This is a genomic window from Psittacicella melopsittaci (assembly GCF_003585925.1).
GTDB lineage: Bacteria > Pseudomonadota > Gammaproteobacteria > Enterobacterales > Psittacicellaceae > Psittacicella > Psittacicella melopsittaci.
Genome location: NZ_NRJH01000034.1, coordinates 1 through 17,210, shown reverse-complemented (window position 1 = coordinate 17,210; position 17,210 = coordinate 1). Strand labels below are relative to the sequence as shown.

The 17,210-nt window shown below is 33.3% G+C and carries 15 protein-coding genes; 8 read left to right on the top strand and 7 right to left on the bottom strand.

Features of this window, described 5'->3' with window-relative positions; translation table 11 throughout:
- Window positions 1–230 precede the first annotated feature (230 nt).
- The 4 genes from gmk (at window position 231) to CJP74_RS04395 (ending at window position 4,265) form a co-directional block, all read left to right on the top strand.
- On the top strand, window positions 231–812 hold the full coding sequence (gene gmk / locus CJP74_RS04410; protein WP_119497069.1) for a guanylate kinase: 582 nt from the start codon (window positions 231–233) through the stop codon (window positions 810–812).
- Between the two features lie 109 nt (window positions 813–921).
- Window positions 922–1,482, top strand: coding sequence for a DNA-directed RNA polymerase subunit omega (rpoZ, locus tag CJP74_RS04405; protein WP_119497068.1), 561 nt, complete (start codon window positions 922–924; stop codon window positions 1,480–1,482).
- Window positions 1,483–1,569: 87 nt separating this feature from the next.
- Complete coding sequence (locus CJP74_RS04400; protein WP_119497067.1) at window positions 1,570–3,705, top strand: ATP-dependent DNA helicase RecG; 2,136 nt, start codon at window positions 1,570–1,572, stop codon at window positions 3,703–3,705.
- Entirely contained in the window at window positions 3,705–4,265 is a 561-nt protein-coding gene (locus CJP74_RS04395) for a hypothetical protein (RefSeq protein ID WP_119497066.1), read from the top strand. Before CJP74_RS04400 ends, CJP74_RS04395 begins: the two co-directional genes overlap by 1 nt.
- 41 nt (window positions 4,266–4,306) lie before the next feature.
- Here CJP74_RS04395 and CJP74_RS04390 read toward each other — a convergent pair whose 3' ends face one another.
- Window positions 4,307–5,986: a ShlB/FhaC/HecB family hemolysin secretion/activation protein gene (locus CJP74_RS04390; RefSeq protein WP_119497065.1), complete on the bottom strand. Its 1,680-nt coding sequence runs from the start codon at window positions 5,984–5,986 to the stop codon at window positions 4,307–4,309.
- A gap of 453 nt (window positions 5,987–6,439) precedes the next feature.
- On the opposite strand from CJP74_RS04390, the gene ribH reads away from it, so the two are divergent.
- From ribH to CJP74_RS04370, 4 genes are all read left to right on the top strand, one after another.
- The gene (gene ribH, locus CJP74_RS04385; protein ID WP_119497070.1) at window positions 6,440–6,907 is read left to right on the top strand and encodes a 6,7-dimethyl-8-ribityllumazine synthase; all 468 of its coding nucleotides are present in this window, start codon (window positions 6,440–6,442) and stop codon (window positions 6,905–6,907) included.
- Window positions 6,908–6,923: 16 nt separating this feature from the next.
- Window positions 6,924–7,370, top strand: coding sequence for a transcription antitermination factor NusB (nusB, locus tag CJP74_RS04380; protein ID WP_119497064.1), 447 nt, complete (start codon window positions 6,924–6,926; stop codon window positions 7,368–7,370).
- A 12-nt stretch (window positions 7,371–7,382) separates the two neighbouring features.
- Window positions 7,383–8,972, top strand: coding sequence for a glutamyl-tRNA reductase (gene hemA / locus CJP74_RS04375; RefSeq protein WP_119497063.1), 1,590 nt, complete (start codon window positions 7,383–7,385; stop codon window positions 8,970–8,972).
- 66 nt (window positions 8,973–9,038) lie between these two features.
- Window positions 9,039–11,063, top strand: coding sequence for a transglycosylase SLT domain-containing protein (locus CJP74_RS04370; RefSeq protein WP_119497062.1), 2,025 nt, complete (start codon window positions 9,039–9,041; stop codon window positions 11,061–11,063).
- Between the two features lie 51 nt (window positions 11,064–11,114).
- Here the strand turns inward: CJP74_RS04370 and glmU are convergent, their stop codons facing one another.
- The 6 genes from glmU to cysS all read right to left on the bottom strand — a co-directional run bounded on the left by glmU (window position 11,115) and on the right by cysS (window position 17,117).
- Window positions 11,115–12,500, bottom strand: coding sequence for a bifunctional UDP-N-acetylglucosamine diphosphorylase/glucosamine-1-phosphate N-acetyltransferase GlmU (gene glmU, locus CJP74_RS04365; protein WP_119497061.1), 1,386 nt, complete (start codon window positions 12,498–12,500; stop codon window positions 11,115–11,117).
- A 92-nt stretch (window positions 12,501–12,592) separates the two neighbouring features.
- Window positions 12,593–13,105, bottom strand: coding sequence for a thiol peroxidase (gene tpx / locus CJP74_RS04360; protein ID WP_119497060.1), 513 nt, complete (start codon window positions 13,103–13,105; stop codon window positions 12,593–12,595).
- A 129-nt stretch (window positions 13,106–13,234) separates the two neighbouring features.
- Complete coding sequence (rpsI, locus tag CJP74_RS04355) at window positions 13,235–13,627, bottom strand: 30S ribosomal protein S9 (protein WP_119497059.1); 393 nt, start codon at window positions 13,625–13,627, stop codon at window positions 13,235–13,237.
- A gap of 15 nt (window positions 13,628–13,642) precedes the next feature.
- Window positions 13,643–14,071, bottom strand: coding sequence for a 50S ribosomal protein L13 (gene rplM / locus CJP74_RS04350; protein WP_119497058.1), 429 nt, complete (start codon window positions 14,069–14,071; stop codon window positions 13,643–13,645).
- 289 nt (window positions 14,072–14,360) lie between these two features.
- Entirely contained in the window at window positions 14,361–15,698 is a 1,338-nt protein-coding gene (locus tag CJP74_RS04345; RefSeq protein WP_119497057.1) for a TolC family protein, read from the bottom strand.
- A complete protein-coding gene (gene cysS / locus CJP74_RS04340; RefSeq protein ID WP_119497056.1) occupies window positions 15,699–17,117 on the bottom strand; it encodes a cysteine--tRNA ligase in 1,419 nt (472 codons plus the stop codon).
- Window positions 17,118–17,210: the final 93 nt, after the last annotated feature.

Sequence of the window (17,210 nt, the reverse complement as noted above, 5' to 3'; positions counted from 1 at the left end):
ACCATGGTCAACGTGAGCAATAATAGCAATATTTCTTAATTTGCTAATGTCTTTATTAGTAGTTGTCATGTCTATTTTCTTAAATCTATAAAATCAAATTCGAGAGGGAATTTTTTTTAAAAATATAAAAAAAATAAGCTCTAAATTTCGCTACTTATTATATAATAACTAACTAATTTATTTAAAAAAATCTTCTAAGACTAAAAAGTTCATCAGATCGATTGCAACTTATGACAGAAAAAAACAAAAAAGGTCATTTATTTATTATCTCTGCTCCTTCTGGTGCAGGTAAAAGTACTTTAATTACAAAATTATTAAATTCTAACTTAGGGAAAAAGTACTACCTCTCTATTTCGCACACAACTCGACCAGTGCGTCCAGGTGAGCAGCACGGGGTACATTATTATTTTACTACTTTAGATAATTTCGAAAATCTGATAACTCAAGATGAATTCTTAGAATATGCTGAGGTATTTGGTAACTATTACGGGACTTCAAAAAGAATTATTCGCGAGAAGTTAGATCAAGGGATTAATATTTTACTAGATATTGATTGGCAAGGGGCGAGAAACGTAAGAAAGCAATTCCCTGAAGCTATTTCAATTTTCATTCTTCCTCCTAGCATTGAAGAATTAAAACAACGCTTGCTTAATCGTAAAACAGACTCACTTGACGTTATTGAACGTCGTATGGCTAAAGCAGAAAACGAAATGGCCCATCATTCTGAGTATGATTACGAAATTTTAAACGATAATCTCGAACATGCATATGAACAATTTATAAAAATCTTAGAAAGTTATACAAAAAGCTAATTTTTTTATAAAGTGTGGTATACTTAAGTATTGTCAGTAAATTTGATAAATATATAATTTCGTAGTATAATAAACAAATGTAGATGTTTTTCATGTTAGAGTAGGCACAATGCAAGATAACAAAACTGTAAACATAACTCAAGCTTTAAAAAGAATCCCAAACCGTTTCGAGCTAATCGCTGTAGCTGCTCGTCGTGCAAGACAAATTCAAGAATATGAAGCTGCAGTAGCTAAAGCAGAATCAAACTATCGTAATACTTCAACTTTAGTATTAGCACAAGCTCGTGTAAAAAATGCTAAAGGCGGTTCAAAAGAAAGTAAAATAGAAACTCAGTTAAAAGAATTACGTAACAACCCTATTAACATTTTTGTTGACAACTCTGTAACTAAAGATAAACCTACTGTAGTTGCTTTACGTGAAATTCAAGAAGGCTACGTAAATAAAGAATACTTAGATCGTAAAGATATCTATGATCAAATTACTGAACAAACGAATTCTTTTGAAGAAGTAGATAATTTAGTACAATCTACTAGCGAACCTTTTAACGAAAAAGCTTTTCGCGATGCTAAAGACGATTTCAAATCATTTGCTGATGATGACGATTTCGATCTTGATGCAGATGAATTATTTAGCTTCATCAATCCAACAGATGAAGAAGACGATGAGTAAAAAAAGAGAGCCTTTGCAGGCTCTTTTTTATTTGCCCAAAACACCCACATTAAGCATATAATAGTAGGTAAAAAAAGAGCATTTTTTATGGATACCGCAATTTACCTTTTACCCATTGAACAAATAAAAGGCGTCACCAAGGCTAATGTTAGTAAATTTAAAGAAAAGCTTCGCATTAACAATCTTGGTGAGCTCGTAATGCATTTACCAAGAAATTACGAAGATAGATCTAGAATTTATACATTACCAGAAGTAAAACCTGGTAATAAGGTTACCGTGCGTGTAAAAGTGCTAGGAAAATATAAAAAGGTCGTAGGACGTTACGACCTGCGTTTGGTTGTAAATGCCGTTGATCCAACTGGCGAAACTATTACCATAACCTTCTATCGAGCAGCCAAATATTATGATGAAAAAATTGTCGAAGGCGGCACTTATACTCTTTTTGGGGCAGTAGATGTAAATCGCTTTGGTCAATCAGCCTTTCAAATGCACCATCCTGAGATAATTACTGAGCAAAATATAGATGCAGATTGTGCCCTCACGCCAATTTATCCAAGTACAGATCGTTTAAAACAAGAAACAATTCGTAAAGCGGTTAATGATGCCTTAAATATCTTAGAAGAACAACACTTAGATAATTTAATTCCGCAAAGAGGCTATCCTTTAATTCCATTTAACCGTACTCCAGGTTCGCCAACCGAGTACATTAACATCAATAACCTTGACTTTACCGAATGCTTAAAATTTATCCATAATCCTCCTGCTCACATCAGTGTTGAGGATTTAATTAATAGATCGGATCCTCATCTTTTACGTTTAATTGCAGAGGAAATTTTAGCTAAGCAACTCTCGCTGATAAGATCAAGAGAAGTATTAAAGTCTTATCAAAGTATAGCGATAAAACCTGAGTTAAATTTAGCCCAAAAAGTTATCGATGATCTACCTTATAAGCTTACTAATGCTCAAATGCGTGCCTTTACTGATATAGTTAATGATTTAGCTACAGGACACCCTATGCTTCGTTTAGTGCAAGGGGATGTTGGATGCGGTAAAACCATGGTAGCTTTATTAGCTATAGCTCACTTAGCCGAAAAAGGCTATCAAGTAGCAATGGTTGCTCCGACAGAAATTTTAGCGTTGCAACTTTTTGAAAATATCAATAATGCTCTTAGTCCTTATGGTATTGAGACTGTGTTTGTAAGTAGTCGATTAAATACTAAAGGGCGTAGAGAAGCTAATGAGCTTGTAAGCTCAGGTAAAGCTAAAGTAATCGTAGGTACGCATGCTGTTTACTCAGATTGGTTAAACTATCATAATCTTGGCATGGTTATTATAGATGAGCAACATCGCTTTGGCGTAGAACAAAGATTAGAAATTTCTAAAAAACAACCTAATTTTAAGATTCATACACTTATGATGAGTGCTACACCAGCACCGCGTAGTATAGCTATGACTATGTATGCTGATTTAGATTTATCTATTATTGATGAATTACCTCCAGGACGGACTCCAGTAGATACTTTCTTATTAAGTACAAATAAGCGAGATAAACTTATTTCTCGAATTCGTCACGTTATTCATTATGAAAAGCGTCAAGTATATTGGGTTTGTGTTCTTATTGAAGAAAATGAAAACTATAATGCTCATAGTGCCCAAGAGGCTTTAGCTTTACTGCAAGAACAAATGCCTGAAGTTAAAATAGGTTTAATTCACGGACGCTTAAAAGATCAAGAAAAAGAAAGCATTATGATGGCTTTTAAAAATAAAGAACTTGATATGATTGTTGCAACTACGGTAATTGAGGTTGGTGTTAACGTGCCTAATGCTTCCATTATGGTAATCGAAAATCCTGAAAGATTAGGACTTTCGCAAATCCATCAATTACGTGGACGCGTAGGAAGAGGGTCGGTTGAATCATTTTGTTGCTTACTCCATGATCCAGGTATTTCACAAAGTACCAAAGAGCGTTTAAGCATCTTTACCAAAACCAATGATGGCTTTGTTATAGCTGAAGAAGATATGAAACTTCGTGGTATAGGTGATATGGTGGGAACTAAACAATCTGGCGAAGTAGAATTTGTATTATCTAATTTAGCAAAAGACTACAATATGGCACAAACTTTAATTGAGTTTGCCGAAAACTTATATACTTCTGAACCTGAGTTATCGAGCCGTATTATTAATCGTTGGCTTCCTAATCAAAAGGATTATATTTTAGCATAATGCAAAATTTAAATAATCTCTTGCATGAATTTTTACAAGAAAATAAATATACAGAGTACGCTAGTTATTTTAGAGAAATTTTAAATCTCAAACATGACAATAAAGAGGCTGAGAAACTAGCTAAACAATATCATGTAGACTATCCTGAAAGTATTACTCAATTAATTTATGAGCACGAAGGTATTCTACCTACAGTCGAAGTTGAAGTACAAACTCTAGTCAATAATTACCTCTTGCGCATAATTAATTTAAATAACCAAGATAAAGAGCAAGTGCTTAAAGGCTTTACCTTTTTAGAGTTATCGCCGAATAAGCAATTATCGCAAATTTTAATAGATACTTTATATCTCAATAAAAATACACCTCTCGGAGTTTGGTTATTTGCTCAAGAGTATACAGCTAGTCCTTTTTTATATCAAAAACTAGATAATAACACTTTACTGCGTCTTCGTTGTTTTAAGATCAATTGCCAAAGATATATCGGCCAAGATCTGCATGTAAATTTATTTCTTGTTGAAGTTTTTACTTTAAATGTTTATCAAAAATATTTTCAGGCATAAAAAAAGAACATGCGATTGCATGTTCTTTTTTTATGGTTAAATTACCAACGGTATGAAGTAGTAAACCAAATTGTGTATTTACTACGGCCTTGGTCATCACCTTTAATACGGTAAGCACCATAAACGTCTGCTGACCAATCTTTGTATGATACACGCGTACCAATACCAGTTGAAGCTACGAATTCATGATTTTTACCATCATAGTTCTTAGTTTGGTTGTAGTAGTTATCTTCAGCATCATTGTTGTAACGTAACCAGCCACCGTCTAAGAATGCATATCCTTTAACATCTAAACTTGGAACATTTACTAGGTTAGGGGTAATTAGCTCATTTTTAATGTATACACCTGAATCACCAGAAATTGAACCGTGACGGAAGCCACGAACATCACTAGAGAATAGTTCAGAGTTTACTAAGTGTTTATTAGTCCATTGACCTCTAACTTGAGTACTCCAAGCCCAGTTTTGTGGAAGAGCTAGTTTAAAGTTAGCAAATGCTGTCCACCAATCTGAGTATTTTTCTGCTGTAACTAAACGACCACCAGCAACACGTAATTTATTGATGTTGTCAGTTCCTAAAGAACCCGCGTAGAAGAAGTTATATTTAGTTGAGAACTCGATCTCGAAACCACGGAAAGGAACGATTTTACCAACAAAACCTAAGTTAATTGGAGATACATAGTATACTTGGTTGCTGTTAGATAAATCTAAGCCTTCATAACGAACGTTAGATTCTGATTTTAAACGTTTAAATGTGTAACCAGCTTGGAATTTAATTTGGTTTGAGTAACCAAAGTCAAAGTGTGGTAAGTAGTAAGACCAGTTAACAATTGCAACGTCACCGACACCATTTACGTCATAGAAAATAGTATTAGTATTATCGTATGGTACGTCGTTTTGGTTAGTTGATGAGTGGAATAATGAAACATCTAAACGTTGGTGTGCTGCATAGAATGGTAATGAGTAACTACCACCAAACGCATAGTAACGGTCGAAGTTTTTAAGGTTAGTTAGTAAAACTAAGTTTAAAACGTCATCTCTACCTGTTAAGTTAGCGTTTAAATAACCCGCCATGAAACGTAAGTAATCTACGCCTCTATCTGTTGAAGAGTTGTCTACAGACACATAACGTAAAGTTTTACCACGTGGAGCAACAACGTTTACGTTTGCGATAATAGGTTTACCAGGTTGTAATTCATATTCAACTTGAGTTAATTTTAATGGGTTTTCAACTGCCATTGTTAACTCACGCTCATCAACCCAAGGACGACCCGCAACAAATTGTACACCTTCTTTTAATGAAGGTAATGAATTACGAACGTTTTCTTGAGAGTAACCAGGTGCTGAACCGTAGTTTACTTGACCAGCGATAAAGTTAATATTAAATACAACTGTACCATCAGTAATTCTTTGGTTAGGTAATGTTACTGTGAATACACCTTTAGCATCTGAGTTTAAAACTTCTTGAAGTTTAGCACGTAACTCATTTAATTTACTAACTGTAACATCATTACCAGTGTACTCTTGTAATAAAGTAACTAACTGCGCTCTTACTTGAGGTTTAATATAAGTAGAATCAGTATAACCTGTTAAGTTATAACGAGCAACTGTGAACTGTGCTTCTGTAGCACTTGTTTCTGCAAAAGCAGATGTAGTTACAGAGCCTACACCTAACAACGAAACTGCTAATAAAGCTGAAGTTAATTTATTTTTAAATTTCATATATTTGTTATTGTTAAAAACAATTCAAAAGAGCAAATTAAACAATTTGACTTTTAATCATTATTACATTTATACCAGCTATGTCCGCTGTGTATACCCAAATAACAACTAACCTAATCTTAAGTTAAATTTGTTCTCGTGTCTTTCGACACTATTTTTTAAAGCATTCACTGTTAATTATATACCATATAAGGCAAAAAAAAAGAAAAATATGTATATTATTATTTCTCTACTTTAGCAAAGATTATAAATACACTTACTCTAAGGTCTAAAAATCAAGCACTTACCCCTTAATTAAGAATTAGTAACTTTTACAAAATAATCTTTACCCCATAATTGTCAACAAACCTATCTACAATAAAAAATATGGTATAATTTAGCACTATATAGGTGTGTGCAAAATAGTTTTGCACAAAAATTATTTGATCTTTTGTTCTTTTTTATATTATGACTATTAAAACATTACGTGGTTATTTAAATAACCCAGAAATGCGTGTAGCAATTGTTATTGCTGAATTTAATGATTTTATTACTAATGCTCTTTTAACAGGTGCATTAGAAACTTTAAAATACTCAGGTAACCTGGCAGAAGAAAATATTACTGTAGTACGTGTTCCTGGGGCATACGAAATTCCTTTTGCAGCAAAACAATTAGCTTTAACAGGAAACTACGAAGCTATTATTACTTTAGGTGCTGTAATCCGTGGGGCTACTCCGCACTTTGATTATGTGTGTGGTCCTATGTCTTCACAAATAATGAATGTTTCTCTTGAAACTAACACCCCAATTGCTTTTGGTGTTTTAACAACTAATACTATTGAAGAAGCAATTGAACGTTGTGGTACAAAAGCTGGTAACAAAGGTATTGATGCTGCAAATGTAGCTCTACAGATGTATAACTTAAAAAAACAAGTAAAATAATTAGGGAGTAATTATTATGGCAATTCTCTCTAAACGTCGTGTAGCTCGCTTAGCCGCAATCCAATGTTTATATTCATGGGATTTAAATCCTCAAGCTCCACAAGATATTTTCTATCAATTTTTAGAGTTCCACGCTCAAAATCAAAGCGATCTTAAAATTGATAACGACTTTTTCCGTAATTTATTCTTCCACACTGTTAGTAGTATAAATTCGGTTGATAGTGAAATTGCAAAATATTCTTCACGTGAATTAAAACAATTAGATTCAATTGTTCTTGCAATTCTTCGTGTTGCTACCTATGAATTAACTTCAGGGACAACTAAACCTGCAATTGCAATTGATGAAGCGATTGAAATTACTAAAAGTATCGCTGGCACAGGAAGCTACTCTTTTGTGAACTCTATCTTAGATAAAATTCGTAAAAATAAATCAGAAAATGAATTTCCTGATTTAAATGTTTAGTAGTAACTATTTATGTCTTATTTTATAATTGGCTCAAACTATGAATTAGCAGATACTAGTTTTAGTTCAAAAGTTGCTTTTTCTAACGAAAAAATGACACAATTACACCATGAACTACTCGCTCATGGTTTAGCCGATTGTGCCTTAATTATTTCTACTTGTAACCGTTCTGAGGTATTTGTTTATAAACGTTCAGTGACAAATGTCTCAGAATGGTCTGCACAAATAAGTAATGCAGTTTTAAAAATCCATAATCTTCGCTATATAGATTTAAATAAGTTTTATGCTAAAGTTGATCTTGAAGCCATAAAACATTTATTTAAAGTAGCCTGTGGTCTAGATAGTTTAATTCTCGGTGAACCGCAAATTACTGGGCAAATTAAAGATGCTATGACCTTTACAGAAAAGTTCTATCAAACTGGGGGCATTAAAGTTCCTTCGGAATTCCATCGTCTTATTGATGAAACTTTTGCCTGTGCTAAAGAAGTAAGAACCAAAACAACTATTGGTAAATATGCGGTTTCAATAGCCTATATGGCTTGTCAAATTGCACGTCGTGAACTCCCAAAAGACACTTCAACCAAAATTGTACTTGTTGGAGCTTCACAAACCAATTTACTTCTAGCCCGTCATTTAGTTCGTAATGGTTTAACTGATATAAATATAGTCAACCGCTCATTAGATAATGCTAAAAGCTTTGTTGAAGAACTTGGAGCAGGCTCCTACTATAGCTTAAATGACTTAAAAGAAGTCCTTACTGGTAGTGCTTTAGTTTTTAGTTCTACTAGCTCTGATAGTTTTATTCTCGATTATGATTTAATTAATGCTTGCCAACAAGCAAATGGTTATAAAACTTGTTTATACTTTGATTTAGCGATTCCTAATGATATAGATCCAGCAATTCAAAATATTTCTGGAGTTAGATTATTTAACCGTGATAATCTCCAACACATGGTTGAAGAGAATAAACATAAACGTGTTTTAGCCGTTGATGATTCTCTTCCGATTATCAATAAATATATCAATCGTTATCAAGAGCAAAATCGTATTCTCCAAGGTAACGATATTATTGTTGAATATCGTAACTTGGTAAATCAACACCGAGTTAACCTTTTAAACGAAGCAAAAAATGCCTTACAACGTGGCGAGGATCTTGAAAATGTGTTAGAAACTTTTTCTACCGCTTTAACCAATAAGATTCTTCACACCCCAACGCTAATTATGGCTTCGTTTATTAAAAATGGACAAACTTGTGAGCTAAATACTATTCAAGATTTTATTGATCGTAATGACCGTGAATCTTTTTCTGAAGTGTTAGAAGACACTTTAAACAAAGATATCTTTAAAAACAGATGTTGCAAAGAAGGCACTAATAGTCCTTGTTGTAACCTTTCACCTGTAAAAGTTGATAACTTTGTGGATATGTTTAGTACTAATAAATGTCCATTCCAAAATCATCAAGATATAAGTTTACATGGTTTGGTGGTTCCTATGGATGTAGATTATTACGCCAATCAAGAACTAAATCAGCTAGTTCAAGTTTGTGATGATCATTTAGTAGAATCTCAAGTAGGAAAAGTTATATTTAAAGAAAAAAAATAGCTGCAGATTTGCAGCTATTTTTTGCTATTATAAGTATACTTTCTCTAATTTAAAATATAAAACAACATGACAATTTTTCTTTCAAATTCTAAACAAATTGCTACTTCAGCATTAATTTTTGCTTTTTGGGCATCAGCAGTAAATGCTAAAGAAATTACTGAGATAACAAATTATTCTAGCTTAGCTTTGTCCAATGGTCATGCGACTAATGTAAACCAAAGACTTTTATACCAAAACACTTTAAATTATGTGCAAAATTTAAAGAGTCTAAGCCAAGAAAGTAAGCAAGAACTTGATGCTCGTCTTTCAGGATTACAAAGCTACGTTTTATATCCGTTAATTTTAACCACGGTTATTAAAAAGTTTCCTAATGACTATCCTTTAATTAAATATTTAGATTACTATACCCAATATTTTCCTACGGCAAACTTTAGTAAAGAAGCAATAGACTCATCTTTATTAACTCTTTCTAATAACGGCGACTATAATGCCATTTTAGATATCTATAATAAACTAGGCAAAGATTATCCATACAACCTTACGGCTTTATGTGCTGTAAGCAATGCTATTATTAATACAAGTCAAACCTATGACTACCCAAGTATTAATAATACTTTTAATCGTGCCCTCGAGGAAAGCTATATTAACTCATGTGGTTCTTTTTTAAGATCATATGTAGATAATGGTTTAGTGGATAACTCAAACACTCAAGTGGTTAAGGATTTTATTCTAAAAAACGCTAACTACTCTCGGGTGAATCTTATTAAACGTATTGATTTTATTACCAGATTAAATCAAGAAAATAATACTTTAGCTCAATATGCTATTCAAATTGCTGATAATCCTAAAGTTATTTTAGAAAGATACTATCCTAATAACGCTGATGCTAGTCAAGTAGATTTAGCTAACCTTCGTTTCTTAGCAACAAAAATTGGCTTTAAAGATGATAATTCTCTAATTGATTACGTTAATACTATTGAGCAATCATCTTTATCTCCTGAACTAAAACAAGCTGCTCTAGCTCAATATATTGATGTATACTTTTTCAGAATTAGCCCAGAGGTAGTAAACCGTTATATTGGTAAATATAATACCGATCGCGTCTTAGAAAATAGTGTACGTAGGGCGATCATAAACCAACAACCTTATCTGCAGTACATAGAATTAATGTCTGAAGATAAACAAAATTCGACCGAATGGACTTACTGGAAAGCTAAGGCTCTAGCTCAAACCAATCCACGTCAATCACGTCGCTTAATGGAAAAAGTTCTCGAGCAACCAGGTTTTTATGGTTTACTAGCTTCTAAAGCCTTAAATAAACCTTTTAAAGTGGCGAATAACCTTGTAAAACCTTTAGATAAGTCTCCTACTCTTAATCAAGATTTACCTTGGTATAATGCTGCAATAAAAGAAGCTAATGAGCTTAATGATACTACTACGGCTTTATATCTCTGGCGTAATTTTGAAGTAGATAATAGCTATACAGGACTTATTAATTGGTCATACAATAATGGCTTATATTATCTCGGCGTTAATAGTTCAATTCGTCAAGGCTTGCGCGATAATCTAGCCGCTCGTTTCCCTAATGCTTATACGCAATCGTTTACTGAAAAAACGCAAAATCTAACGGTTAGTAAAACCTTTGCTCAAGCTATAGCAAGACAAGAATCAGCATGGAACTATAATGCTACTTCTAGTGCTCGTGCATATGGTTTAATGCAATTTATCAATGCTACTGCTAGACGTACGGCACAAAATATGGGAATTGACTATAGTGGCTATAGAGATCTCTTTGACCCAGAATATGCAATTAGTCTTGGAACATATCACCTTTCAGAACTCTTGGACGCAAATGACAATAACCGTGCTTTAGCAGCAATAGGTTATAATGCTGGTCCAGGAAGAATTACTCAATGGTTACGTAATGCTAATGGTCGCTTAAGCTTTGATGAGTTTGTTGCAACTATTCCATTTAATGAAACACGTAACTATGTAATGAACACTATTACATTTGATTATTATTTACAAATTTTACAAGGAGTTAAAAATCCTGTAACCATTTATGATAGAGAATGGAATCGTAAATATTAAAAAAATCCTCTGTAACTTTTTCGTTACAGAGGACTTTTTTTGCTCAAAAGTTTATTTTTTGATTTTTTCAGGGCGTTGCCAATCTTCTTTTACCAGAGTTTCTTTTTTATTTAAAACTAAAGCAGGTGAGGTAACGTCTTTAAGTACGGTTGTCCCTGCAGCTATAGTTGCACCATTAGCAATGGTTACAGGAGCTACTAACTGACAATCAGAACCAACAAAAACATTATCGCCAATAATAGTTTTAAATTTATTTGCTCCGTCATAGTTACAGGTAATAACACCGGCACCTATATTTACGTCAGCACCTACTTCAGAGTCACCTAAATAGGTTAAATGACTTGCTTTAGAAGCATAACCTAATTTAGTATTTTTAGTTTCAACAAAATTACCAACTTTTGCTTTATCACTTATTAAAGAGTTTGGACGTAAGCGAGCAAATGGACCTATGGCACATTTAGCCCCTACTACCGAGTCTTGCATAATCGTATAAGGTTCAATTACCGTATTATCGCCAATTTGGCAATTGCTAATAATACAACCTTGACCAATTTTTACATTATTACCAAGTTTAACTTTGCCATGAAATTGACAATTTACATCAACGTCACAATCCTGACCAAACTCTAATTCCCCAGTTAAGGTAATGGAATTTGGTTGAATAGAATGCAGGATAAGTCCTTGTTCACTAAGTTTTTTTATCTGCATTTGGTGATAGTAGTCTTCAAGTTGTGCAAGTTGATATTTAGTATTTGCCGAAGACACTTCTTTAAAGTCAGTAGTTACCGAAGTAATCTTTTGCCCTTGGGCATAGGCTAACTTAATGATATCGGTTAGATAATACTCATTTTGCGCATTTTTATTATCAACTTGAGCTAAAAGATTTTGTAAATTTTGCGAATTTAGGAAAATAATCCCAGGGAAAACTTCTTTAACTTGACGTTCTACGTCACTAGCATCCTTTTCTTCTACTATAGCTTTAATGTTTCCTGATTGATCTCTCACTACACGACCATAGCCAAAAGGATTATCTAGAACAGTAGTCATTAGAACTATATCTGAACCTTGTTCAAACTGCACAAATAGCTTTTCAATAGTGCTCGCTTGAATTAGCGGATTATCGGAAAACATTAATAGCGTAGGAAGATTATCGCTAATCAGATCAGCAGCAACCTTAGCAGCATGGGCTGTACCTAGTTGCTCTTGCTGATATGCCCAGATAATATTTGTATGATCTTTTAAATGTTCTTGTAATAACTCACCTTTAAAGCCATACACTAAATAATTACGCTCAGGTTTTAAAATATCAATTTGCTCTAATACGCGTTTAATCATTGATTTTCCCGCAACCTTATGCATAATCTTTGGGGTATCACTTTTCATGCGCGTACCTGCACCAGCTGCAAGAACAATACTACAAAATTTAAACATACTCATAAAATTTATTACAATAAAAAAACCATTAAGCAGTGGAACTACTCAATGGTTTAAAACAATATATAAGTTGCACCACGCAACGAAGTTATCTCTTATAGACTTTCTTTTACGGCAGCAACTGCGTTATCAAAGTCTACAGCTTCACCAATTTCTGGTGATAATTGCACGTATTTTACGTTTAGTTCTTTATCTAAAACTACAACTGCACGTGCTGCTAAACCTGCTAATGGACCTTCAGCTAATTTTAAACCTAAAGACTCTAAAGTTTCTGGGTGACGGAAAGTTGAAACTGTTTCAACATTTTCTAAACCTTCTGCTGCACAGAAACGACTTGAAGCAAATGGAAGGTCTGCTGATAAGCAAAGTACTTTTGTGCCTTCTAATTTATTTAAAATAGCGTTAAATTCACGCACTGACGTAGCACAAACACCAGTATCAATCGAAGGGAATGCATTAAGTACAACAACTGAACCTGCATAGTCTGCTAAAGATTTATCAGCAAGATCTTTAGTAGTAAATTTTAATGCAGATAAGTTATCACCAACTTTAACTAATGCTTCACCTGATAATTTTACTGGATTACCTTGAAAATTAACTGTAGTCATTTTTAAAATTTCCTTATTAAAAATAATATTGTCGTTTTCTATTATACAATAAAAATTATAAAATGTAAGCCTGTTAGATACGAAAAAAGCTTGCAGATATACTGCAAGCTTTTCCAAGTTAATAAAAAATTAACGTTTAGAGTATTGTACACTCTTACGAGCTTTAGTTTTACCAACTTTCTTACGTTCAACTTTACGAGCATCACGAGTTACGAAACCAGCTGCACGTAATTCTTTACGGAATTCTGGCTCATACTCTAATAAAGCACGAGTTAAACCTAAACGAACTGCACCAGCTTGACCTGAGATACCGCCACCTTTTACAGTTACGTATAAATCGAATTTATCTGATAAATTTAAAAGTTCTAATGGTTGTTTAACTACCATCACTGAAGTTTCACGACCAAAATATGTATCAACATCACGGTCATTTACAGTGATTTTACCACTACCAGCTCTTAAAAATACACGAGCTGAAGAACTTTTACGACGACCTGTACCGTAGTATTGTTTTTCTGACATTAATCTATTCCTCTATTAAAGTTCTACTGCTTTTGGATTTTGAGCAACGTGTGCGTGTTCAGCTCCAGCGTAAACTTTTAGTTTGCGGAACATTTGACGACCTAGTGGACCTTTAGGTAACATACCTTTAACAGCGATTTCGATTGCTGCTAATGGGTTACGTACTTGTAACTCAGCAAAAGTAGCTTGTTTAATACCGCCTGGGAAACCAGAGTGGTGATAATAGATTTTATCTGATGATTTGTTACCAGTTACTTTGATTTTTGAAGCATTGATAACAACGATGTAATCACCAGTGTCAACGTGTGGAGTATATTCAGGTTTGTGTTTACCACGTAGACGAGCTGCGATTTCAGTTGCTAAACGACCTAAAGTTTTGCCGTCTGCATCAACTAATAACCATTCGCGTTTAACTTCTTGTGGCTTTGCAACAAAAGTTTTCATGTAAATTGTTTCCAAATTAAAAATTAACCTTGATTAGAAATTAAATTTAATCTATACCACAATCAACTACGACCATAAGTATAGTTACTTTTTAATAACTAACCTGATTAGAATAAAAATTCTAATCTGCCAATGGTGGGAAAACCAGATGCAAAAAGGTTGTTGTTATTATATCTTAAAATTCTTTAAATTGCAGTATTATTTTTACTCTGCATAAAAATTGGATTCATGATATCCATGAATCCAAATAACTTGCATATTATATCTTAAAAGACTTTAAATAGCAAGACTAATCTTCAATTTTTATTTCTTGTTTTACAGTTAATAATTTAGAGATTTCTGCAATATCATCTTCTGTAAGTGTACCTGCTAATACTTTTTGTTGTACTACTGCAGTTACATAATCAAACTTAGCATTAATTAAGCTTTGTTCAACTGAGTAAAGTTGGTTTACTGCATTAATTAAAGTCGTAATTGAAGCTGTACCTACTCTATATGCTGCTTGAGTTGAGTTGTAAGCTTTACGTGCTGAAGCTAATGAATCTTGGTAAGTACTAATAATTTCTTCATCATAACGAATAGATTTTAAGTTAGTACTAAATGAATTTTTAGTTTCTAAATAAGTTTGATCGTAACTATATGAAGATTGTTTGTATAACGCTTGAGTATACTTACTATTATTATAAATTTGACCACCTTGGAAAATAGGTACAGTTAAAGTAACACCTACTTGTAGACGATCTAAACGGTGAGCTGCACCCCAGTTTCTTTCACCATATTGAGTGGTGTTAGTACTACTGTTACCTAAAGAAGCTGAAAGAGATAAAGTTGGTAAGTAAGCAGCTACTGCAACCTTGTGATTTAAACGAGCTAGCTCTTTAGTCATAGCTAAAGATTTTAACGATAAGTTATTTGTAATATCGTTAACATTGCTTGAATAATTCAGTTTTGGAATAACATCACCTAGAGTGAAAAATTCTGATAGATCTACATCTTGACCAACTACTAAGCTAAAGTTAGATAAAGCCGTTTCTAAAGCAGCTTTACTTTGAATATAAGTAGCTTTAGCTGAATTTAAATTCGAGCTTGCAGTATCTAAATCGGCAGCTGAAACTAAACCAGAGTTATAACGCGAAGAAGTATTTTTATATACTTGCTCGTAATAACCCACTTGGTTTTTAGCAATGTTCATACTTGCATTTGCCGTTAACACAGCAATATAACGTGTAATCACACGGTTAATTAGATCTTGCTTAGCTGTAACATAAGTTATTTCCGCTTGGCGTTTAGTTTTAGCAGCCACATCTAAAGAGTAGAAAGCTGACATACTAAAAATATTTTGACTTAATGATAAGCTAACAGTCGATAAATAACCTTGCAGATTACGATCTGCAGATAAGTTTCTACTTAATGCCCAGTTATATGTAAAACCAACTGTTGGTAAAACATTAGCGTAGTTGGTATTAGCATTAGCAATACTTCCTTCCAGTGTAGCTTTAGCACTTTGGAAAGTAATGTCATTATTTAAAGCTAATTTATAACTCTCTTCTAAAGTAATAGCAGAAGCACTGCTTGCAAATAATAAAGCAAGTGAGCTAGCTACTGCGGCTAATCTAATTTTTTTCATTTATTTTTTTACCTTCCAAGTATATCCATTAACACCGTCCTCAACCACAACATTTAGACGGTTTAATTCATCACGTACTGCATCAGCAGTTGCCCAATCTTTTGCAGCTCTAGCTTCTGCACGTTTTTGAATTAATTCTTCGATGTATACAGGATCAACATCTAAGTTATCTGTATTTTTAAAGAATTGATCTGTAGTTTTGTAGAAAATACCAAATACATTACCAAGAGCACGCAGAGTTTTAGCAAGGTTGCTTTGCACTTGCTGATCTTTTTCAGTATTAATTGCCGTTACAAGTTCAAATAATACCGCAATAGCTTCTGGTGCATTAAAGTCATCATTCATGGCATTAACAAATTTGTCCACAAAATAGTCTGTTTTGAATAATGCTTTAACTTCTTGAGCTGTATATGCTTTGTCAAGTAATTGATCACTATTACCTTGTAAAGCGGTATATAGTCTTTCTAAAGATTTTGTCGCTATTTCTAGATTTTCAACTGTATAGTTTAAATCTGAACGATAATGAGCTCCTGCAAGGAAAAAGCGTACAGCTTCAGGTTCATAAGCTTCTAATAGAGTACGCACGGTGAAAAAGTTATTTAATGATTTTGACATTTTTTCTTTGTCTATCATTACCATTCCACTGTGTAACCAGTAATTAGCAAACTTATCGCCAGTTGCACAACAAGATTGAGCTATCTCATTTTCATGGTGCGGGAACATTAAGTCATTACCACCACCGTGAATATCAAAATGAGAACCTAGATATTTATTGTTCATCGCTGAACATTCAATATGCCAACCTGGACGACCTTTACCCCAAGGAGAATCCCACATAGGCTCACCTGGTTTTGCTTGTTTCCATAAAACAAAATCAAGACTAGATTGTTTGTTTTGCGAAATTTCGGTACGAGCACTCGCTTGCAGTTGATCTAAAACTTGACGTGATAATTTACCATAATCGTGAAACTCACTTACTTTAAATAATAAATCCCCGTCAGAATTTTGATAAGCAAATCCTTTTTCCTCTAATTTTTGACACATGGCAATAATTTCAGGAATAACTTGACTTGCACGTGGCTCTATATCAGGATGTAAAACATTTAGTCCATCTAAATCTTTGTACATCTCTTTGATCATTCGTTCAGTTAAGCTTGTAAAGCTTTCATTATTTGCGTTTGCACGGTTAATAATTTTATCATCAATATCAGTGATATTGCGAACAAAAGTTACGTCATAACCAGCAAAACGTAAATATCTATTAATCGTATCGAAAGCTACGAAAGTACGTCCGTTACCCGCATGGATAAAGTCATATACTGTTGCCCCACATACGTACATACCGATTTTACCTGGTACAATTGGCTTGAATATTTCTTTACTTCTAGAGTAACTATTAAATACTTTTAATTCTGTCATTTTTTCTACTAATCTTATAATAGCGATTAAATATATAATTATATACTCAAAGATACTGATGTAACATTTATTATTGAGTAGACAATCGTTTAT